This is a genomic window from Rhodococcus sp. 2H158 (assembly GCF_053764755.1).
In genome coordinates this window covers 49,519-68,457 of record NZ_JBSNCE010000030.1, presented here as the reverse complement: position 1 = coordinate 68,457, position 18,939 = coordinate 49,519, and the positions used below count along the sequence as shown (strand labels likewise).

Sequence of the window (18,939 nt, the reverse complement as noted above, 5' to 3'; positions counted from 1 at the left end):
ACGGCCCAGAACCCTACCAGAAGATTCCGAACCGAACAATCAGGCGCCTGCGTCCAACCTCGTTGTCCCGAGCCCCTGCGGGCCGGGTCGGTGTCCGTGTCGCTCTGACCTGGAATAAGTTACGTGAGGAAGAACCGTGTGCCAAATCCGCTGGTCAAGCCCCGATGCGGCACTGTTTTCCCAGTTCGCGGGCCGCCCCCGGCTCCGCCTCCGCGCTAACCATCCACCGTGATGCGCGGCACATTCGGACCGGCCATGGCGTCCGCCCGGCCGGTAGAGCCCGAAATGACTGAGGCACAGCCACTTTCGGCGCACCGCATCAGGAGTCGGAGCTGACCCGCTCGATGACGCCACCGAGCCCCTCGATGATCTCCACGAATCTCGGGTAGCCGCGGTCGATGTGGTAGACGTCGTGCACCTCGGTGACGCCGTCCGCACACAGCCCGGCCAGGACCAGTCCGGCACCGGCACGGATGTCCGACGACCACACCGGCGCGCTCGACAACTCCTCGACACCGCGAACCACGGCATGGTGCCCGTCGGTGCGCGCATCGGCGCCGAGCCGGATCATCTCCTCGACGAACCGGAACCGCGCCTCGAAGACGTTCTCCGTGATCATCGACGTGCCGTCGGCCACCGCGGCGAGCCCGATCGCCATGGGCTGGAGGTCGGTCGGAAAGCCGGGATACGGCAGCGTCGCGAAGTTGACCGCCCGGGGACGGTCGTGCTGAACAACCCGGAAGCCGTCCACCTCGGGCGTCACCTCGGCGCCGGCGGCACGGAGCTTGTCGAGCACGAGGCTCAGGTGCTTCGGGTTGACGCCGCGCACGCGGACATCGCCGCGCGTCATCGCCGCCGCGATCCCCCACGTCGCCGCGACGATGCGATCCCCGATGACGCGGTGGGTGGTGGGTTCGAGCCGGGAGACGCCCGTGATCGTCAGGGTCGAGGTGCCGGCCCCGGAGATGCGGGCACCCATCTGGACCAGCATGGTGCACAGGTCGACGATCTCCGGCTCCCGAGCCGCGTTGTCGATCGTGGTCTCTCCGTTCGCGAGAACGGCGGCCATCAGGATGTTCTCGGTCGCCCCCACCGACGGGAAGGCCAGGCGGATCGCGTTGCCGTGCAGGTCGTCGGCCTCGGCCACCACACAGCCGTGCTCGATCGTGCTGTGCGCCCCCAGCAGGCGGAGCCCCGTCTGGTGCATATCGAGCGGCCGTGAGCCGATCGCATCGCCGCCCGGCAGCGCGACGACGGCCTTGCGGCACCGAGCCACCAGCGGTCCGAGAACACACACCGACGCACGGAATTGCCGGACGGCGGCGAAGTCTGCCTGGTACTTCGGCTGTGCGGGGGTCGTGATGCGTACCTCGTCACCCTCGAGCTCCACGTCGCATCCGAGTCCGCGGAGAACCTCGGCCATCAGCGGCACGTCGAGGATGTCCGGGCAGTTGGTGATGACGCTCGTCCCCTCCGCCAACAGGGCGGCTGCCATCAGCTTGAGCACGCTGTTCTTGGCGCCCCCGACGACAACCTCACCGACAAGCCGGTTACCACCGGAGACAAGAAAGCGATCACTCACAACGCCACAGCCTATCGACCACACTGCGGGAATACGGGAGCGGTACCGTGACCTGCATGGCTGTCCATCTCACACGGATCTACACCCGCACCGGCGACGACGGTACGACGGGCCTCAGCGACTTCTCCAGGGTGTCGAAGAACGACCCGAGACTGATCGCCTACGCGGACTGCGACGAGACGAATGCGGCGCTCGGCGTGGCGCTGGCGGCGGGCGACGTACCGGAACGGATGGCGCCGGTCCTGCGCCAGATCCAGAACGACCTGTTCGACGCCGGAGCAGACCTGTCGACGCCGGTGGTGCCGGAGCCGAAGTACCCGCCGCTGCGGATCACGCAGGCGTACATCGATCGGCTCGAGCGCTGGTGCGACGAGTTCAACGAGGAACTGGCGCCGCTCGATTCCTTCATTCTCCCCGGCGGCACCGCGCTGGCGGCCCTGCTGCACACGGCCCGTACGGTGGCACGGCGGGCGGAGCGCTCCGCCTGGGCGGCGGTAGCCGCCCACCCGGACGATACGAACGTGCTGCCGGCGAAGTACCTCAACCGGCTGTCGGATCTGCTCTTCATCCTCGGTCGCGTCGCGAACCCGGACGGTGACGTGCTCTGGAAGCCGGGCGCGGGCGCGTGAGGACCCGGTCGGCCGGACGTCAGTTCGGCCGGCCGCGCAGGGATCGGTCCGAAGGCCGGGATTCGAGCCAGGACAGGAAGGCGGTGAGTGCACCGCTGTCGAGGGCGATCTCGAAGTTGTTTGCGCCGTCCTGGATCTCGAGGATCACGATGTCCTCGGTCATGATGTCGTGCTCACTGCCCTCGGGCGCGCGACGGCTGCGCACCTCGACTCCCTGCCGGGCGAGCCGCGAGTCCGGGCCCGGGCGCAGACTGGAGAGCTTGTAGAAGACGAGCGTGCGCTCGCCGTAACGGATGACGCCGTGCCGCCACCCGGCGCCGGCGCCGTTGGGCAGCCGCCGCAGGATCGCGGCGGTGCCGCCGCCCCGCAGGGTGACGAGGCGATAGAGAAAAGCCGCGACGGCAGCCGCGAGCAGTATCACCAGAACGATGAGAACAATCATTCCAACTGACACTGCTCGTCGGCTCCGTCGCGGCTTCTCGTGTCCGGTCAGGCCCGCTCGACGGCCCGGAGCCGGCCCCGCGCCGCGGCGATCTCGGCCTCGTCCTGGCTTTCGCTCAGCACGGCGCGCGCGGACTCGACGTCGATGTTCTCCGTCAGCTCCGCGGCCTCGGCGAGGATCGTCACCGTCGTGGCGGTCACCGAGAGGAAGCCGCCGTGCACGGCCGCGACGACGCGCTCGCCGTCGGCGGTCGTGATGGAGACGACGCCGCCCTCCACGAGCTGGCCCAGGACCGGCTCGTGGCCCGGCATGACACCGATCTCGCCCTCGGTCGTCTGGGCGCTGACCAGCCGGGCGGTGCCCGACCACAGGCGCTCCTCGACGGCAACGAGGTCCACGGTCATTTCAGCCATCGCGGACTACTTCCCGGCGATCTTCTTGGCAGCGGCCTCGACGTCGTCGAGTCCACCGCAGCTGTTGAACGCCTGCTCGGGCAGGTGGTCGAACTCACCCTTGGTGACGCGGTCGAACGCCTCGATGGTGTCGCGCAGCGGCACCACGGAGCCGGGCTCGCCGGTGAACTTCTCGGCAACGATGAAGTTCTGGCCGAGGAACTTCTGGATACGACGGGCGCGGCCGACGAGGACCTTGTCCTCTTCGGAGAGCTCGTCCATACCGAGGATGGCGATGATGTCCTGCAGTTCCTTGTACTTCTGCAGGATCCGCTTGACCTCGTTGGCGACGCGGAAGTGCTCGGCACCGACGATGCCGGGCTCGAGGATGCGCGAGGTCGACGTCAGCGGGTCCACAGCGGGGTAGATACCCATCTGCGAGATCGGACGCGAGAGCTCGGTGGTCGCATCGAGGTGCGCGAACGTCGTGGCCGGCGCCGGGTCGGTGTAGTCGTCGGCGGGGACGTAGATCGCCTGCAGCGAGGTGATCGAGCGGCCACGCGTCGAGGTGATGCGCTCCTGGAGCTCACCCATCTCGTCGGCCAGCGTCGGCTGGTAACCCACGGCCGAAGGCATACGACCGAGCAGGGTCGACACCTCGGAACCTGCCTGGGTGAACCGGAAGATGTTGTCGATGAACAGCAGCACGTCCTGGCCCTGGACATCGCGGAAGTACTCCGCCATGGTCAGCGCGGACAGGGCGACGCGCATACGCGTTCCCGGCGGCTCGTCCATCTGGCCGAAGACGAGGGCGGTGTCCTGAAGGACGCCCATCTCCTCCATCTCGAGGTGGAGGTCGGTGCCCTCACGGGTGCGCTCGCCGACGCCGGCGAACACCGACGTGCCGGAGAACTCACGCGCGATACGGGTGATCATCTCCTGGATAAGAACGGTCTTGCCGACACCGGCACCACCGAACAGACCGATCTTGCCGCCCTTGACGTACGGGGTCAGCAGGTCGATGACCTTGATGCCGGTCTCGAGGATCTCGGTCTTGCCCTCGAGCTGGTCGAAGGCCGGCGGCTTGCGGTGGATGCCCCACTGCTCGCCGTCGCGGCCGGTGCCCGGGGCGTCGAGGCAGTCACCGAGGGCGTTGAACACGTGGCCCTTGACGACGTCGCCGACCGGCACGGAGATCGGACGGCCGGTGTCGACGACCGTGGTGCCGCGCACCAGGCCGTCGGTGGGCTGCATGGAGATCGTTCGCACCAGGTTGTCACCCAGGTGCTGCGCGACCTCGAAGGTCAGGGTCTTCGCCACGGACGGCAGAGTGACCTCTGCGTGCAGGGCGTTGAACAGAGAGGGAACGGCACCACGCGGGAACTCGACGTCCACGACGGGGCCGATGACCCGAACGACGCGGCCGGCGGTGGCCGAGGCCGCCCCCGCCCCGTAGTTATCGGTTACTGCTGCGGTCATGTGCTTAGTCACTTCCTGCACTCGAGGCGAGCGCGTTGGCACCGCCGACGATCTCGCTGATTTCCTGGGTGATCTGCGCCTGGCGGGCCTGGTTGGCCTGACGGCTGAGGGTGTTCACCAGTTCCGTGGCATTGTCGGTGGCCGCCTTCATGGCGGTACGCCGAGCAGCCGACTCCGACGCCGCGGCATCGAGCAGCGACGCGAAGATGCGGGTGCTGATGTACTTCGGCAGCAGCGCCGCGAGCAGCGTCGAGGCCTCCGGCTCGAAGTTGTAGCCGGGCCGGGGTCCGCCGTTGCTGCCGACGTGCCGGCCGTCGGTGAGCATGTCCTCGCCGAGGTCGATCTCGTCCTCGGTGACGGTCACCTCGAGCGGCGCCATCCGGCGCACCTCGGGGGTCTGGGTCAGCATCGAGACGAAGCGGGTGAAGACGATGTGCAGTTCGTCGACGCCCTCGATCGTGCCCTCACCGTTCGGCGCGGGCACCTCGTTGCCGGACCCGGCCATGAACAGTTCCACCAGGTGACGACTCGCCTTGGCCGCATCCGTGTAGCGCGGCTCCTGCGAGAACCCGGTCCACGCCCCCGCAACCTGCCGGCCGCGGAAGGTGTAGTAGCTCAGGCCCTTGGCACCGAGCACGTAGAACACCGGCTCCTTGCCCTCGCTGACCAGCAGCTGCCGCAGCTCCTCGGCCTCCTTGAGGACGTTGGCGTTGTAGCCGCCGGCCATGCCACGGTCACTGGTGACAACCAGGACTGCGGCACGCCTCGGGTTGGGCCGCTCGTTGAGCAGGGGGTGATCCAGCGACGCGGACGCGCTCGCCAACTCGGAGAGCACCTTGGTGATCTCCTCGGCGTACGGCTTGGACGCTGCCACTCGGGCCTGAGCCTTCGTGATCCGCGACGTCGCGATCAGCTCCTGCGCCTTGGTGATCTTCTTGGTCGAGTTGACCGACTTGATCCGCGAGCGGAGCTCGCGCAGGCTTGCCATTCGTCGATCACACTCCCTTCACAGGACGCTGGGTCATGGTCTCCACGCTCACTTGCGAACAGTGGTGCGCTTGACGGAAACCTGCTCCTGCTCGACCTCGTCGGCCCCCAGGGCCTCGGCCTCGGCCTCGTTCACGACGCGGGTTCCGTCGGAGGCGATGAAGCCCTCCTTGAACTTGTTGGTCGCGGCGAGCAGCGCGGAGGCGGACTCGTCGGTCAGCGCCTTGCCGCCGGCGATCTGCTCGTAGACGCCCGATGCGCTGTGGTGCAGGTCCTCGAGCAGTTCGGCCTCGAAGCGGCGCACGTCGCCGACGGGAACCGAGTCGTAGACGCCCTCACCCGCGAGGTAGATCGACACGATCTGGTCCTCGACGGCGACCGGGGAGTACTGGTCCTGCTTGAGGAGCTCGACCAGACGCTGGCCACGCTCGAGCTGCGCCTTCGAGGCCGCGTCGAGGTCGGAGGCGAAGGCGGCGAACGCCTCGAGCTCGCGGAACTGCGCGAGCTCCAGACGCAGCGAGCCGGACACCTTCTTCATGCCCTTGGTCTGCGCGGCGCCACCGACTCGGGACACCGAGATACCGACGTTGATGGCGGGGCGGATGCCCTTGTTGAACAGGTCGGACTCGAGGAAGACCTGGCCGTCGGTGATGGAGATGACGTTGGTCGGGATGTAGGCCGAGACGTCGTTGGCCTTGGTCTCGATGATCGGCAGGGCCGTCAGCGAACCGCCACCGAGCTCGTCGGACAGCTTGGCCGAGCGCTCCAGCAGACGGGAGTGCAGGTAGAACACGTCGCCCGGGTAGGCCTCACGTCCCGGCGGGCGGCGCAGCAGCAGGGAGATCGCGCGGTACGCCTCGGCCTGCTTGGTCAGGTCGTCGAACACGATGAGCACGTGCTTGCCCTGGTACATCCAGTGCTGGCCGATGGCCGAGCCGGTGTAGGGGGCGAGCCACTTGAAGCCGGCGGAGTCGGAGGCGGGGGCCGCGACGATGGTGGTGTACTCCATCGCGCCGTGCTCCTCGAGGGCGGCCTTGACGCCCGCGATGGTGGAGCCCTTCTGGCCGATCGCGACGTAGATGCAGCGGACCTGCTGCTTCGGGTCGCCGGAGGCCCAGTTGGCCTTCTGGTTCAGGATCGCGTCGACGCAGACGGCGGTCTTGCCCGTCTTGCGGTCGCCGATGACCAGCTGGCGCTGGCCGCGGCCGATCGGGGTCATCGCGTCGATGGCCTTGATGCCGGTCTGCAGCGGCTCCTCGACCGGCTGGCGCTGCAGCACGGTCGCGGCCTGCAGCTCGAGGGCCCGGTTCTCGGTCGCCTCGATGTCGCCGAGGCCGTCGATCGGCTGGCCCAGGGGGTTCACGACGCGGCCGAGGTAGCCGTCGCCGACCGGCACCGACAGAACGTCGCCGGTCCGCTTGACTTCCTGGCCCTCTTCGAGGTCCTGGTAGTCGCCGAGGATGACGGCACCGATCTCGGTGGCGTCGAGGTTCAGGGCCACGCCCAGCACACCGCCGGGGAACTCCAGCAGCTCGTTGGCCATCGCCGACGGCAGACCGCTGATGTGCGCGATGCCGTCACTGGTGTCGGCGACCACGCCGACCTCCTCGCGGGAGGCCTCCGGGGAGTAGCTCGCGGTGTAGTTGTCGATCGCGCTACGGATCTCGTCGGAGGAGATCGTCAGCTCCGCCATGTTCTTCCTGCTCTCGGTATCTGGTCTTCGAAAAGATCGCTATGTGTGTGTGTTCGGTAGTGGACTACGTGAGGCTCTTGCGCACTGCGGCGAGTCGACCCGCGGCGGTGCCGTCGATGACCTCGTCGCCCACCCGGACGACCAATCCACTGAGAAGCTCGGGAACCACCTCGACGTGCACCGTGACCGGTTTCCCGTACGTTCTGGTCAGGATACCGGTGAGCCGTTCGGCCTGCGCCGCGCTGAGAGGTGCCGCGCTGCGCACGTGGGCGACGGCGCGGTCCCGCTGGGTGGCGGCGAGGTTCGACAGTACGTCGAACGCGTCGGCCGGGGCCTTGTCCTTCAGCCGTCCGACGGCCTGCACGGCCAGGGCCTCGGTGATCGCCGTGGACTTGCCGTAGAGCAGACGCGAGAGGAACTCCCGCTTGGCCGCCAGCGGCTTGGTGCGATCGGAGAGGGCCTGTTCGAGTTCGGCGTTGCCGGCCACGATGCGACCGAGCCGGAACAGCTCGTCCTCGACGGTGTCGAGCTGGTTCTGGTCCGCCGCCGCCGACAGGAGGGCTTCGCGGCCCAGCTGAACGAGGGAGTTGGTCAGGTCGGACTGGGTCGACCAGTCCTGCCCTGCCGCCGCCTTCAGGGTCGCGAGGGTGACAGGCGAGACCTTGCTCCCGAAGACCCGCTCGGCCAGCGCCTGCCGACCGGCTGCCGGGGCCGAGGCGTCGGCCAGCGCACTCCGCAGGGTGCGCTGATCGTCGAGCACCTCGACCACCGAGAACAGCTCGGAGCCGGCCTGCGCCGCAGCTGCAGTTGCGGCACCCGCGGCAGCGGATGCGGTGCTCGACGCCAACGCGCCCTGCAGCGCGGAACGCGTCTGAGCGAGTGCCTCACGGCTTGCTGCGTACATGGTGCTCACTTTCGGGATGCAGAGTCAGCGCTGAGGGAGTCGAGCTCGCTGAGGAAGCGGTCGATCGAGCCGGCACGCTTGACGTCGTCGGAGAGGGACTCCCCGATGACCTTCTCGGCCAGATCCACGGCGGTGCGTCCGAGATCGCCGCGCAGCTCGGTCACGATCTGCTGGCGCTGGGCCTGCAGCTGGTTGTGACCGGCAGCAACGATGCGGTCGCTCTCCTCCTGGGCCTGGGCCTTCATGTCCGCGATGATCTGCTGGCCCTGGGCACGGGCCTCCTCGCGGATCTGCGCCGCCTCGGTGCGGGCCTCGGCGAGCTGCGCGCGGTACTGCTCGAGCGCGGCCTTTGCCTCGGCCTGAGCTTCCTCGGCCTTCTTGATGCCGCCTTCGATCAGCTCCGAACGCTCGTCGAGCACCTTCTGGAACAGCGGAAGCACGTACTTCCAGAAGACGAGCCCGACGATGATCAGGGCGACCAGCGACCAGACGATGTCATACGTCGCGGGGAGCAGAGGATTTTGGTCCTCTGCCTCCGCCGCGAGCAACAGGATGCTGTCAGCCATGGTCGTCAGATCAGAAGATGAAGCCGGCGACGATACCGATCAGCGCCAGGGCCTCGGTGAACGCGATACCGAGGAACATGGTGGTGCGCAGCTGGCCGGCCATCTCGGGCTGGCGGGCCATGCCCTCGATCGCCTTGCCGACGACGATGCCGATGCCGATGCCGGGGCCGATGGCCGCGAGGCCGTAGCCGACCGCACCGAGACCGCTGATGGTGCTCTCCGTCTGGGCGAGGACGTCAACTGCCTGAAGCGCAACGCTCATTGGTGTTCCATTCCCTTTCTTGTGGCTCGGCCCCGGGGATCGGCAACCGAGTCAGTCTGTGTGTTGTGTGGGTAGTGCCGGTCGGCGCGCTAGTGCTCTTCGGCGTGCAGCGCCAGGTCGATGTACACCGCCGTCAACAGCGAGAAGATGTACGCCTGCAGGACGATCACCAGCAGCTCGAAGAAGGTGAACGCGACGCCACCGATCAGCGAGCCGATGCCGAAGATCTTCATCGCGCCTTCGGAGCTGAAGAAGAAGAACTGGGTTGCGCTGAAGAACAGCACCAGCATGATGTGGCCGGCCAGCATGTTCGCCATGAGACGGATGGTGAGCGTGAACGGGCGCAGCAGGAACGTCGAGATGAACTCGATCGGGATGACCAGCACGTGCAGCGCGGGGGGCAGGTTCGGGACGACGATGCTGCTCTTGACGTAGCGGAAGAACCCGTACTTCTTGATGCCCACGTAGTTGAAGACGACGTAGGCCAGCGCGGCCAGCACGATCGGCATACCGATGCGCGCGTTCGACGAGATGTTCAGGAACGGGATGACCGACGTCAGGTTGAGACCGACCACGAGGAAGAAAATGGTCACGAGCACCGGAAGGAATCGGCGGCCCTGCTGCTTGCCGAGGATGTCCTCGGCGATGTTGATCCGCACGAAGTCGATCATGATCTCGGCGACGTTCTGCACACCGCGGGGCACAATCTTCGGGCTGCGCATCGCGAGCGCGAAGAACAGCGCCACGAGCACGGCCACGACGACGCGGATGAGCATCAGGCGGTCCATTTCGAAGGGGGTGCCTTCGAACAGAACTGCTGGGGGGAAGAAATCGGCTAGTGACGGCGCGTGGAATTCTCCGGCAGCCAAGGTGGTGACGCTCAGCGCTCTCTCCCGTAGTCGGCCGCAGGCATTGCCGTCTGCGGTTCGATCGGACATTGACGATCCAACAAGTCGACCAGGTCGGCTCGCGTATTCGCCAGCTGCTGTCGGCTCCCGATCGGGGCCAGCGTCTGTCGGTGTCGGCGACTCTCGTCGACTCGGCGGCCATTCGAACACGACCGCCTGCGAGGGCACAACCGCACTCGACTCCTCCGGAATCGCAGGCAGTCGCACTCGCTTGGGACGACCCTATCAACACTTCTACGACGTTGTGTAGGCGGGTGCCCGTACCGCCAGGTCATTGACAACGACGGTACTACCGCTCGTCGTTGTTCCCCTGCTCAGCGCTACCGGCAGGCTCCACGTACAGCGCCCGCTGCGACAGCACACCGTAGGTCTCGGCTCCCAGGACGATGAGCAGCGCGAAGACGATGGTGAGCACCAGCGCACCCTTGTCGTAGAAATCGAGCGGCTTGAGCAGCATCATCACCACGATCGCGAGGATGAGCTTGAGCAGCCAGGTGCCCAGCAGCACCGCGCCCGCCGTCGTCGCCGGAAGCCGGGCGGTGAGCAGCACGCCGAGGGCGGTGAAGAGAATGAACCCCCCTCCCACGGCCGCGCCGATCAGCGCGCCCCACACGCCCGGCAGGCCGGCGACGAGGCCGCCGATCACCGTCGCGACGACCGTCAGTGCGATCAGTCCGAGCACGCCGTAGCGGACGGCGGCGCGCATCGGCGCGGAAGAGTCGGGCAGGGCGGGCAGGGGCCGATCCGGGGAGGTCACGGGAATCAAGCCTAACGGACCCGGCGCCGGCCCCAGCGTCGCCGGGGACGGTCGGCGTCCTCGTGACGCAGCGACGGCACCGCCGTGACGACCAGCGCGAACACCAGTCCGCCCGCCACGAGCAGCACGACGGCCCGCCGGTCGAGCAGGGACGAGCCGACGGCCCCGAACGCGAGCACCCCGACCCACAGGTAGATCAGCAGCACCACCCGGCGGTGCGAGTGCCCGATCTGCAGCAACCGGTGATGCAGGTGCATCTTGTCGGGGCTGAAGGGGCTGACCCCGGCCCGGGTGCGCCGGACGATCGCCAGCAGCAGGTCGAGAATGGGGATGAACATGACAGCCCCCACGAGGATCAGCGGGGAGAGCAGACCGAGCAGGTCGCGGGTGCCGTAGGCGGCCAGGGGGATGCGTCCCGACGCGCTCGTCGAGGTCGCCGCCAGCATCAGGCCGATCAGCATCGATCCGGAGTCGCCCATGAAGATCCGGGCCGGCTGGAAGTTGTGCGGCAGGAAGCCGAGGCAGGCGCCGGCGAGGGCCGCGGCGATCAGGGCGGGCGGATACGCGCTGACGTCGCCGCCCTGGTCGTGCAACAGCCCGACGGAGAACACACAGATCGCGACGGCTGCGATCAGTCCCAGGCCGGCCGCGAGCCCGTCGAGGCCGTCGACGAAGTTCATCGCGTTGATCATCACCACCGCGACCAGCACGGTGAACAGCCCCGCCTGCAGCTGGTCGAGAATGAGGGTGCTGCCGCCGAACGGCTCGTAGATGACGATCCAGCTCACGCCCATCACGACGAGCACGCCCGCCGCCGTGACCTGCCCGACGAACTTGGTCAGGGCGTCGAGTCCCCAACGGTCGTCGATGATCCCGACGATCACGATGATGGTGCCCGACACCAGCGCCGCACCCATGTCGGGGGTGTACTCGAAGCCTCTGGTCAGCGCCGGAAGCTGCTGGGCGAACAGCAGGCCCGCCACCAGCCCGATGTACATGCCGACACCGCCGAGCCGCGGCGTCGGCTGGACGTGCACATCGCGGTCCCGGGGTACGGCGACGGCACCGAACCGGATCGCGGCGATCCGCACGGCCCCGGTCGAGAGGAAGGTGACGACCGCGGCGGTGAGGGCCACGAGCAGCAGCTCACGGATGGGCACGCCGGCGCCGCGGCCCGACTGGGCCAGCACCAGGGATGCCGTGTCGGCGGCAGTCACTTCGCCCGGTCCCCGCCGTCACTCCCCGCCGGCACGCAGCTGCGCCGGGTCCTCGCCCAGCACCTCCGCGATGTCCTCGACCGCCACGGCGCCCTCGCGCAGCACGCGGGGCCGGTCGGCGGTCAGGTCGACGATGGTGGAGGCGACGGCGTGTTCGGCCGGTCCGCCGTCGAGGTACACGCTCGCCGACCCGCCGAGCTGGGTGCGCGCCTCGTCCACTGTGGTGGCCGGCGGACGGCCGGAGACGTTTGCGCTCGACACGGCCAGCGGGCCCACCTCGCGCAGCAACTCGAGCACCACGGGGTGCAACGGCATGCGCAGCATCACGGTGCCGCGCGTGTCCCCCAGATCCCATGCGAGCGAGGGAGCTTGGTGCACAACGAGACTGAGACCGCCGGGCCAGAAGGCACGGATGAGTTCCCGTGCCTGCGGACGAACGGTGTTCACCAGGCCGTCGATCGTGTTCCACGAGCCGACCAGCACCGGCACCGGCATGTCCCGGCCCCGGCCCTTGGCGCGCAGCAGGCTGGTCACCGCATCGCTGTCGAAGGCATCCGCCGCGATCCCGTACACCGTGTCCGTGGGCACGACGACGAGCCGTCCGGCCTTGAGCGCACCCTTGGCGGCGGTCAGACCGGCGGCACGGGAATCGGGGCGACTGCAGTCGTAGACGGTGCTCACGAGTTCATCCTTCCACTGCCGCGAACGTGTCCGACATCACACACCCGCCCCGCCCTGGGATCCGCCGCGCCGCGCCTCCACGTCGGTCGGCACCCGGCGGGCGACGACGAACCGCGGCCGGCCCGCCAGATCGGGGTGCTCGGTCACGTCACCGAACACGCGGCGCTGCGCGAACAGCTCCGCGACCTGGGCACCGTTCGTGTCGTCGTGCTCGACGCCGACGGCACCGCCGATCCGCAGCCAGCGGGCGATGTTCGACACCATCGGCTTGATCACCGACAGCCCGTCGGGACCGCCGAACAGCGCCGAGTGCGGGTCGTGCTCGATCACCTCGGGCGGGAGGTCGGTGCCCTCGGGAATGTAGGGCGGATTCGACACCACGATGTCGACCCGGCCCTCGAGCGAGGTGAGCAGGTTGCGGTCCGTCACGTCGCCCTGATGCAGAAGGATCGGGGTGTCCCCCGCCGCCGCGCAGCGTTCCGCGTTCCGCCGCGCCCAGGCCAGGGCGTGGGGCTCGAGTTCGACGGCGTGCACGACCGCGTCGGGCCGGGCGTGCGCAATGGCCAGCGCGAGGGCGCCCGAGCCGGTGCACAGGTCGAGCACCACCGGCGGATGCTCCTGGAGTCCTTCCAGGTACGCCAGGGCCCAGGCCAGCAGCAGCTCGGTCTCGGGCCGCGGGACGAAGACGCCGGGGCCGACCTCGATGTCGATCTCCCCCATCCCCGTGCTGCCGGTGATGTACTGCAGCGGGATCCGCTTGGCACGCTGCGCGATCATCGCGCGGTACGCGTCGACCATGGCGGGGTCGACGAGCGGCACGAGCCCGAGACGGGTGCGCTCGATGCCGAGCAGATGCGCGGCGAGCAGCTCGGCGTCCACACGCGGGCTGGGGACACCGGCCTCCTCGAGCACCGACACCGCTTCGAGGATCGCCAGGCGCAGGGGTTGACGAGTCACGGCGTACAGACTGCCATGCCGGTCACCACACGGAAACGGACAGGTCACGCATTACGCCGGTCTGCGGCATGATCGAGATCGTCCGTGTCAGGCAGCACTACGGAACTACGGAAGGATCTTCCTGTGACGAAGTCGAGATTCGCGGTTCGGGCAGCGGCCGTCGTCGCACTCGGAGCCGCCGGCAGCCTCGCAGCGCCCGGACTTGCCTCCGCATCGCCGATCGACGTCCAACCCACGCCGCTGCTCTGCAGCTACGTCGCGCCGATCCACAGCGTGACCGAGACGGACAGCGACGCCCTCGAGGAGGGTCAGCTGTTCTTCGCCGTCGGCGAGCAGAAGGCGCAGAACGGTCAGGTCGGCTGGGTCAACACGGCCACCTGGCAGACGGGGGGCGCCTCGTTGACCGCGACACCGCAGAGCAGCGACGTCCCGGTCGCGCTGCTGAACACCGGGCCGGGCACCGTCGTGTCCGCCGTGTGGGGACCGCATCAGAACGCGAAGGGCGAGAACTGCTTCCTGCTTCCCGGCATCGACATCTCGCAGGTGCCCGCGGACGACGATCCGGGCGACGAACCCGGCGAGACCGCGCAGTAGCCGCCCGGGGCCCGGCTCACAGCGTCACTCCGCAGCGAGCCGGGCCTCCCGGTCGGCCTTGCCCAGGGCGTCGAGCAGGGCGTCCATGTCGCCGTCGAGCACACCGTCGAGATTGTGGGCCTTGAAGCCGATGCGGTGATCGGTGATCCGGTTCTCGGGAAAGTTGTAGGTGCGGATGCGCTCGGAGCGGTCCACCGTGCGCACCTGGCTGGCGCGGCCCGCGGAGGCCTCCGCCTCGGCGGCCTCCTCCGCCGCGGCCTGCAGCCGCGCGGCGAGCACCTGCATCGCCCGCGCCTTGTTCTGCAGCTGGGACCGCTCGTTCTGGCACGTGACGACGATGCCGGTGGGCAGGTGCGTGATGCGCACCGCCGAGTCGGTGGTGTTGACGCCCTGACCACCTTTGCCGGAGGAGCGGTACACGTCGATGCGCAGGTCCGACTCGTCGATCTGGACCTCCTCCACCTCGTCCGGCTCGGGGTAGATGAACACGCCGGCCGCCGAGGTGTGCACCCGGCCCTGGGACTCGGTGACGGGGACACGCTGGACGCGGTGCACGCCCCCCTCGAACTTCAGGCGCGACCAGACGCCGTCGCGCACATCGCTCTTCGACTTGATCGACAGCGTCGCGTCCTTGTAACCGCCGAGGTCGGAGATGGTCGCGCCGAGGACCTCCACGCGCCAGCCGGCGCGCTCGGCGTACCGGATGTACATGCGGGCGAGGTCGGCGGCGAACAGCGCGGACTCCTCACCGCCCTCCCCCGACTTGACCTCGAGCACCACGTCGTCGCCGTCGTGCGGATCGCGCGGGGCGAGCAGGTCGGTGAGCGCCTTGTCGAGTTCGCTCACCCGCTCCTCGAGCGCGGGAATCTCGGCAGCGAAGGCGGCGTCGTCCGCGGCGAGCTCACGCGCGGCCTCGAGATCGTCGCGCGCGGCCCGCAGCTTGGTGTAGGTGGCCATGACGGGAGCGAGCTCGGCGAACCGCTTGCCGACCTTGCGGGCCGTCGCCGGATCGTTGTGCAGCGCCGGATCGGACAGCTGCTGCTCGAGACCGGCGTGTTCGGCCAGGATGTCGTCGATGGCCGACGGCTTGGTCTGCCCCGCCATGTGATTCGCTCCACTCGTCCGTCGTGCCGATCCGTGCCGCGCCCGGATCGGGATGGAAAAAGGCCGACGCCCGGCCTGTGGCTGAGACAGAACCGGGCGTCGGCGAGACAGCTACTTGTCGGCAGCAGCCTTCTTGGTGTCGCGCTTGCCGTAGCGGGCCTCGAAGCGGGCGACGCGTCCGCCGGTGTCGAGGATCTTCTGCTTGCCCGTGTAGAACGGGTGGCACTGCGAGCAGACCTCGACGGTGATCCGTCCCGACTCTGCGGTGCTGCGCGTCTCGAACGTGTTCCCGCAACCGCAGACGACGGTGGTCGTCACGTAGTTCGGGTGAATTCCTGCCTTCATGGTGTCCCTTTCGTGGCCGCCGGGTCGCCTCCGCGGATCGGAGACGTGAACCGGGACCGGACTGAGCTGTTCGATTATGCCAAACGCATGCCCGGGGGAAGAAATTCCGCCCCCGGGCACGCGGCGCCGCTGCCGCGGCAATCAGTCGTCGAGCGCTCCCGGTGCCGTCTTCGACACCTGTAGGAGGAACTCGATGTTGCTCTTGCTCTTCTTGAGCCGGTCGATGAGCAGATCGATGGCCTGGTGCGAGTCCAGACCGGAGAGCACGCGGCGCAGCTTGTGCACCACCGCGAACTCGTCGGGGCTCATCAGCAGCTCGTCCTTGCGCGTACCGGAGGGGTTGACGTCCACCGCCGGGAACACGCGCCGCTCGGCGATCTTGCGGTCGAGCTTGAGCTCGGCGTTGCCGGTGCCCTTGAACTCCTCGAAGATCACCGTGTCGCCCGTCGAACCCGTCTCCACCATGGCCGTGGCGATGATGGTGAGAGAGCCGCCGTTCTCGATGTTGCGAGCCGCGCCCAGGAACCGCTTCGGCGGGTACAGGGCGGTCGAGTCGACACCACCGGAGAGGATGCGGCCCGACGCCGGCGACGAGTTGTTGTACGCGCGGCCGAGGCGGGTGATCGAGTCGAGCAGGACGACCACGTCGCGGCCCTGCTCGACGAGCCGCTTGGCCCGCTCGATCGCAAGCTCGGCGACCGACGTGTGATCCGCCGGCGGCCGGTCGAAGGTCGAGGCGATGACCTCGCCCTTGACCGAGCGCTGCATGTCGGTGACCTCTTCGGGCCGCTCGTCCACCAGCACGACCATGAGATAGCACTCGGGGTTGTTGGTCGTGATCGCGTTCGCGATGTCCTGCATCACCGTCGTCTTGCCGGCCTTCGGCGGCGACACGATCAGGGCACGCTGGCCCTTGCCGATCGGCATGATCAGGTCGATCACGCGGGTGGTCAGGATGTTCGGGGTGGTCTCGAGCCGCAGCCGCTGGTTCGGGTACAGCGGGGTGAGCTTGTTGAACTCCGGGCGGCGCTTGGCGGCCTCGACGTCGCCACCGTTGACCGTGTCGAGCCGGACCAGCGGGTTGAACTTCTGGCGCTGGTTGCCCTGCTCCCCTTCGCGCGGCACGCGGACCGCACCGGTGATGGCGTCGCCCCGGCGCAGGCCGTTCTTGCGCACCATGTTCATCGAGACGTACACGTCGTTGGGGCCGGCCAGGTACCCGGAGGTCCGGACGAACGCGTAGTTGTCCAGGACGTCGAGGATGCCGGCGACCGGCTGCAGGACGTCGTCCTCGCGGATCTCGGGCTCGCGTGTGTCAGCGCCGGCCTCGCCGCGGTCACGTCCGCGACGACGCTCACGGAAGCGGCGCCCACGGCGCCCGCGGCCGTCCTCGTCGTCGTCGCCACCCCGGCCGTCGCGGCCGTCCTGACGGGGGCCCTGACCACGGTCCTCGCGGCGGCGTTCGCCCTGGTCGCGCTGGTCGCGCTGGTCACGCTGGCCGTCGCGCTGGCCGCGCTCGCGCCGACCGCCGTCGGACGGCTCGGCCTTCTCCTCGATCTTTTCCTCGGCGCGCGGCTTCTCGTCGGTCCGCGCCTCGGCGGCGTCCTTCGGGGCCTCGGCGGTGGCCGTCTCGGCGGCCTGGTCGCCACCTCGGCGACCGCGACGCTGACGACCCCGGCGGCCACCCTCGGCCTCGCCGTCGACGGGCTGTTCCGCAGCCTCGGCGGGCTGTTCGGGCGCCGTCGTCGCGGCGGGCCGCGCCTGGGCCGGCTCGGCGGCGGGGGCGGCAGTGTCCGCGGGGGCCGCGTCCTGGGCGGCACCACGGGCGCGACGAGTCCGGGCGGGCCGGGCCGGCTGTTCCGGCGCAGGAGCCGTCTCGGCAGCTCCGCCGCCTTGACGCTCCTTGATCGCGGCGATGAGATCGCCCTTGCGCATCCCGGAGGTTCCCTTGATACCGAGTTCGGCCGCGAGAGTCCGCAGCTCGGCCAGCACCATGCCGGAGAGACCGGCGCCACGCCGCCCACCGGCACGCGGTGCAGTCTGTGCAGGATCGGTGGCCTGCGCTCCCGCGGACGAATCCGTGGTATCGAGAACAGGCGTAGCGATCAGGTCCGTATCTGTCACGGAGATCCTTTCCTTCCCTCACTCGCGCCACGCAGAGTCGAGGGTTCGTTCCGCAGATCTTGCGTCGATCTGGGATTGCCGTACGTGTTCACGGATCGAACGGTCGGCACGTCCGCCATCACGCCATCCTCCGGCAGGTGCGGTCGGTCCATCTCCCCGAAACGAGGTCAGGTGAGGATCGATCCAGGATCGATCGCCCCGATGGATCTGGAGTGAATGCCCTGGAAAAGCCAGCGACTGAAACGCACGACGTGCGGACTAAGCACAGAATAGCGACGAACTGTACGTTGAGCAAGAAGAAGCCCCCGGGCGCGTCGCCCGGGGGTTCGCGCCCGACTCGAGAGGTTCGGGCTCGCTCACACGACCTGCACGCCGTCCGCGACGTCGAGTTCGAGCACGGTCATGTCGTCGGCCTCCGCGGCCGCGCGCAGTTCCGCGGGGAACGACTCGGTCGTGAGGGCGAGCACCGTGGGGCCGGCACCGGAGACCGCGGCGGGAATGCCCGCCGCGCGCAGGGTGGCGATCCACTTGGTGGTCAGCGGCAGGGCCGGGGCGCGCTGCGCCTGGTGCAGCAGGTCCTCGGTCGCCGGCATCAGCAGGTCCGGCCGCTCGGTGAGGGCGACGACGGCCAGCGCCGCGCGGCTGACGTTGAACGCCGCGTCGCGGTGCGGCACCAGATCGGGGAGCAACCCGCGGGTGTGCGCGGTGGACGAGCGCGACGACGGCACCAGCACGACGACCCGGATCGCCGGGTGGACCGTGAGGGGCACCGCGCGGTAGGTGCGCTGTTCGTCGCCGACGACCGACTCGCTCCACGACACGACCGCGCCGCCCAGGATGCTGGCGGAGGCATTGTCCGGGTGGCCCTCGAATTCGGAGGCGAGCTGGACGAGCTGCCCCTCGTCGAGCACGCGCTCCGGAGCCACCTTGCGCACCAGCCCGTTGGCGGCCGCCAGGCCTCCGACGACCGCCGAGGCCGACGAGCCGAGGCCGCGCGAGTGCGGAATAACGTTGCGGCACAACACGTCCAGACCGTCGGCCCACACTCCGGCGGCCTCGAGGCCACGCTCGACCGCCCGCACCACCAGGTGCGACGGCCCCCACGGCACCTCTTCGGCGCCCTCGCCCTCTACACGCACCTCGAGGCCCGATGCGGTTGTGGTGACCGTGATCTCGTCGTACAACCCGACGGCCAGCCCCAGCGAATCGAAACCGGGGCCCAGATTCGCGCTCGAGGCCGGGACCCGGGCGGTCACGGAGATCCCTACGGGCAGCGTCTGCGTCATGTCGTCTTTCCCAACGGAGGAGGGCGAGGC

20 protein-coding genes are annotated in these 18,939 nt (G+C 68.9%); 2 read left to right on the top strand and 18 right to left on the bottom strand.

Annotation, left to right across the window (positions count from 1 at the left end; all coding sequences use genetic code 11):
- Positions 1-319: 319 nt before the first annotated feature.
- The gene (gene murA, locus ACWPOB_RS24165; RefSeq protein ID WP_100056420.1) at positions 320-1,582 is read right to left on the bottom strand and encodes a UDP-N-acetylglucosamine 1-carboxyvinyltransferase; all 1,263 of its coding nucleotides are present in this window, start codon (positions 1,580-1,582) and stop codon (positions 320-322) included.
- Between the two features lie 56 nt (positions 1,583-1,638).
- On the opposite strand from murA, the gene ACWPOB_RS24160 reads away from it, so the two are divergent.
- Positions 1,639-2,211 carry a cob(I)yrinic acid a,c-diamide adenosyltransferase gene (locus ACWPOB_RS24160; protein WP_455402363.1) on the top strand — a complete coding sequence of 191 codons (573 nt, stop codon included), beginning with the start codon at positions 1,639-1,641 and terminating at the stop codon, positions 2,209-2,211.
- A 19-nt stretch (positions 2,212-2,230) separates the two neighbouring features.
- On the opposite strand, the gene ACWPOB_RS24155 is transcribed toward ACWPOB_RS24160, so the two are convergent.
- The 13 genes from ACWPOB_RS24155 to prmC form a co-directional block, all read right to left on the bottom strand.
- A complete protein-coding gene (locus tag ACWPOB_RS24155; protein ID WP_037200752.1) occupies positions 2,231-2,653 on the bottom strand; it encodes a DUF2550 domain-containing protein in 423 nt (140 codons plus the stop codon).
- Between the two features lie 47 nt (positions 2,654-2,700).
- Entirely contained in the window at positions 2,701-3,066 is a 366-nt protein-coding gene (locus ACWPOB_RS24150; protein ID WP_455402362.1) for a F0F1 ATP synthase subunit epsilon, read from the bottom strand.
- Positions 3,067-3,072: 6 nt separating this feature from the next.
- Positions 3,073-4,524: a F0F1 ATP synthase subunit beta gene (gene atpD, locus ACWPOB_RS24145; protein WP_455402361.1), complete on the bottom strand. Its 1,452-nt coding sequence runs from the start codon at positions 4,522-4,524 to the stop codon at positions 3,073-3,075.
- A 4-nt stretch (positions 4,525-4,528) separates the two neighbouring features.
- Complete coding sequence (locus ACWPOB_RS24140; protein WP_100056423.1) at positions 4,529-5,512, bottom strand: F0F1 ATP synthase subunit gamma; 984 nt, start codon at positions 5,510-5,512, stop codon at positions 4,529-4,531.
- Between the two features lie 48 nt (positions 5,513-5,560).
- Positions 5,561-7,204, bottom strand: a complete 1,644-nt coding sequence (gene atpA, locus ACWPOB_RS24135; RefSeq protein WP_455402360.1) for a F0F1 ATP synthase subunit alpha — start codon at positions 7,202-7,204, stop codon at positions 5,561-5,563.
- A gap of 64 nt (positions 7,205-7,268) precedes the next feature.
- Complete coding sequence (locus ACWPOB_RS24130; RefSeq protein WP_100056429.1) at positions 7,269-8,108, bottom strand: F0F1 ATP synthase subunit delta; 840 nt, start codon at positions 8,106-8,108, stop codon at positions 7,269-7,271.
- Positions 8,109-8,113: 5 nt separating this feature from the next.
- The gene (locus ACWPOB_RS24125) at positions 8,114-8,674 is read right to left on the bottom strand and encodes a F0F1 ATP synthase subunit B (protein WP_006944352.1); all 561 of its coding nucleotides are present in this window, start codon (positions 8,672-8,674) and stop codon (positions 8,114-8,116) included.
- A gap of 10 nt (positions 8,675-8,684) precedes the next feature.
- On the bottom strand, positions 8,685-8,936 hold the full coding sequence (locus ACWPOB_RS24120) for an ATP synthase F0 subunit C (protein ID WP_003935756.1): 252 nt from the start codon (positions 8,934-8,936) through the stop codon (positions 8,685-8,687).
- Positions 8,937-9,025: 89 nt separating this feature from the next.
- Positions 9,026-9,874: a F0F1 ATP synthase subunit A gene (atpB, locus tag ACWPOB_RS24115; RefSeq protein ID WP_170914067.1), complete on the bottom strand. Its 849-nt coding sequence runs from the start codon at positions 9,872-9,874 to the stop codon at positions 9,026-9,028.
- A gap of 259 nt (positions 9,875-10,133) precedes the next feature.
- Entirely contained in the window at positions 10,134-10,550 is a 417-nt protein-coding gene (locus ACWPOB_RS24110) for a hypothetical protein (protein WP_202917562.1), read from the bottom strand.
- A gap of 62 nt (positions 10,551-10,612) precedes the next feature.
- Positions 10,613-11,818, bottom strand: a complete 1,206-nt coding sequence (locus tag ACWPOB_RS24105; RefSeq protein ID WP_100056424.1) for a glycosyltransferase family 4 protein — start codon at positions 11,816-11,818, stop codon at positions 10,613-10,615.
- Positions 11,819-11,836: 18 nt separating this feature from the next.
- Positions 11,837-12,499 carry an L-threonylcarbamoyladenylate synthase gene (locus tag ACWPOB_RS24100; protein ID WP_029542940.1) on the bottom strand — a complete coding sequence of 221 codons (663 nt, stop codon included), beginning with the start codon at positions 12,497-12,499 and terminating at the stop codon, positions 11,837-11,839.
- 36 nt (positions 12,500-12,535) lie between these two features.
- The gene (gene prmC / locus ACWPOB_RS24095) at positions 12,536-13,456 is read right to left on the bottom strand and encodes a peptide chain release factor N(5)-glutamine methyltransferase (RefSeq protein ID WP_100056425.1); all 921 of its coding nucleotides are present in this window, start codon (positions 13,454-13,456) and stop codon (positions 12,536-12,538) included.
- A gap of 123 nt (positions 13,457-13,579) precedes the next feature.
- On the opposite strand from prmC, the gene ACWPOB_RS24090 reads away from it, so the two are divergent.
- The gene (locus ACWPOB_RS24090; RefSeq protein WP_100056426.1) at positions 13,580-14,050 is read left to right on the top strand and encodes a hypothetical protein; all 471 of its coding nucleotides are present in this window, start codon (positions 13,580-13,582) and stop codon (positions 14,048-14,050) included.
- 24 nt (positions 14,051-14,074) lie between these two features.
- Here the strand turns inward: ACWPOB_RS24090 and prfA are convergent, their stop codons facing one another.
- The 4 genes from prfA to thrB all read right to left on the bottom strand — a co-directional run bounded on the left by prfA (position 14,075) and on the right by thrB (position 18,909).
- Positions 14,075-15,154, bottom strand: a complete 1,080-nt coding sequence (prfA, locus tag ACWPOB_RS24085; RefSeq protein ID WP_100056427.1) for a peptide chain release factor 1 — start codon at positions 15,152-15,154, stop codon at positions 14,075-14,077.
- 111 nt (positions 15,155-15,265) lie between these two features.
- On the bottom strand, positions 15,266-15,499 hold the full coding sequence (gene rpmE / locus ACWPOB_RS24080; protein WP_006944378.1) for a 50S ribosomal protein L31: 234 nt from the start codon (positions 15,497-15,499) through the stop codon (positions 15,266-15,268).
- A gap of 141 nt (positions 15,500-15,640) precedes the next feature.
- Positions 15,641-17,623 (bottom strand): transcription termination factor Rho, encoded by a 1,983-nt coding sequence (gene rho, locus ACWPOB_RS24075; RefSeq protein ID WP_455402359.1) that lies wholly within the window; start codon positions 17,621-17,623, stop codon positions 15,641-15,643.
- A gap of 356 nt (positions 17,624-17,979) precedes the next feature.
- On the bottom strand, positions 17,980-18,909 hold the full coding sequence (gene thrB, locus ACWPOB_RS24070) for a homoserine kinase (RefSeq protein ID WP_100056639.1): 930 nt from the start codon (positions 18,907-18,909) through the stop codon (positions 17,980-17,982).
- Positions 18,910-18,939: the final 30 nt, after the last annotated feature.

Excerpts from the sequence above, each read along its gene's own strand:
- ACWPOB_RS24160 (WP_455402363.1), top strand. The coding sequence starts at position 1,639 with ATGGCTGTCCATCTCACACGGATCTACACCCGCACCGGCGACGACGGT.
- ACWPOB_RS24155 (WP_037200752.1), bottom strand. The coding sequence starts at position 2,653 with ATGATTGTTCTCATCGTTCTGGTGATACTGCTCGCGGCTGCCGTCGCG.
- ACWPOB_RS24150 (WP_455402362.1), bottom strand. The coding sequence starts at position 3,066 with ATGGCTGAAATGACCGTGGACCTCGTTGCCGTCGAGGAGCGCCTGTGG.
- atpD (WP_455402361.1), bottom strand. The coding sequence starts at position 4,524 with ATGACCGCAGCAGTAACCGATAACTACGGGGCGGGGGCGGCCTCGGCC.
- ACWPOB_RS24140 (WP_100056423.1), bottom strand. The coding sequence starts at position 5,512 with ATGGCAAGCCTGCGCGAGCTCCGCTCGCGGATCAAGTCGGTCAACTCG.
- atpA (WP_455402360.1), bottom strand. The coding sequence starts at position 7,204 with ATGGCGGAGCTGACGATCTCCTCCGACGAGATCCGTAGCGCGATCGAC.
- ACWPOB_RS24130 (WP_100056429.1), bottom strand. The coding sequence starts at position 8,108 with ATGTACGCAGCAAGCCGTGAGGCACTCGCTCAGACGCGTTCCGCGCTG.
- ACWPOB_RS24125 (WP_006944352.1), bottom strand. The coding sequence starts at position 8,674 with ATGGCTGACAGCATCCTGTTGCTCGCGGCGGAGGCAGAGGACCAAAAT.
- ACWPOB_RS24120 (WP_003935756.1), bottom strand. The coding sequence starts at position 8,936 with ATGAGCGTTGCGCTTCAGGCAGTTGACGTCCTCGCCCAGACGGAGAGC.
- atpB (WP_170914067.1), bottom strand. The coding sequence starts at position 9,874 with ATGTCCGATCGAACCGCAGACGGCAATGCCTGCGGCCGACTACGGGAG.
- ACWPOB_RS24110 (WP_202917562.1), bottom strand. The coding sequence starts at position 10,550 with ATGCGCGCCGCCGTCCGCTACGGCGTGCTCGGACTGATCGCACTGACG.
- prfA (WP_100056427.1), bottom strand. The coding sequence starts at position 15,154 with ATGGCGGGGCAGACCAAGCCGTCGGCCATCGACGACATCCTGGCCGAA.
- rpmE (WP_006944378.1), bottom strand. The coding sequence starts at position 15,499 with ATGAAGGCAGGAATTCACCCGAACTACGTGACGACCACCGTCGTCTGC.
- thrB (WP_100056639.1), bottom strand. The coding sequence starts at position 18,909 with ATGACGCAGACGCTGCCCGTAGGGATCTCCGTGACCGCCCGGGTCCCG.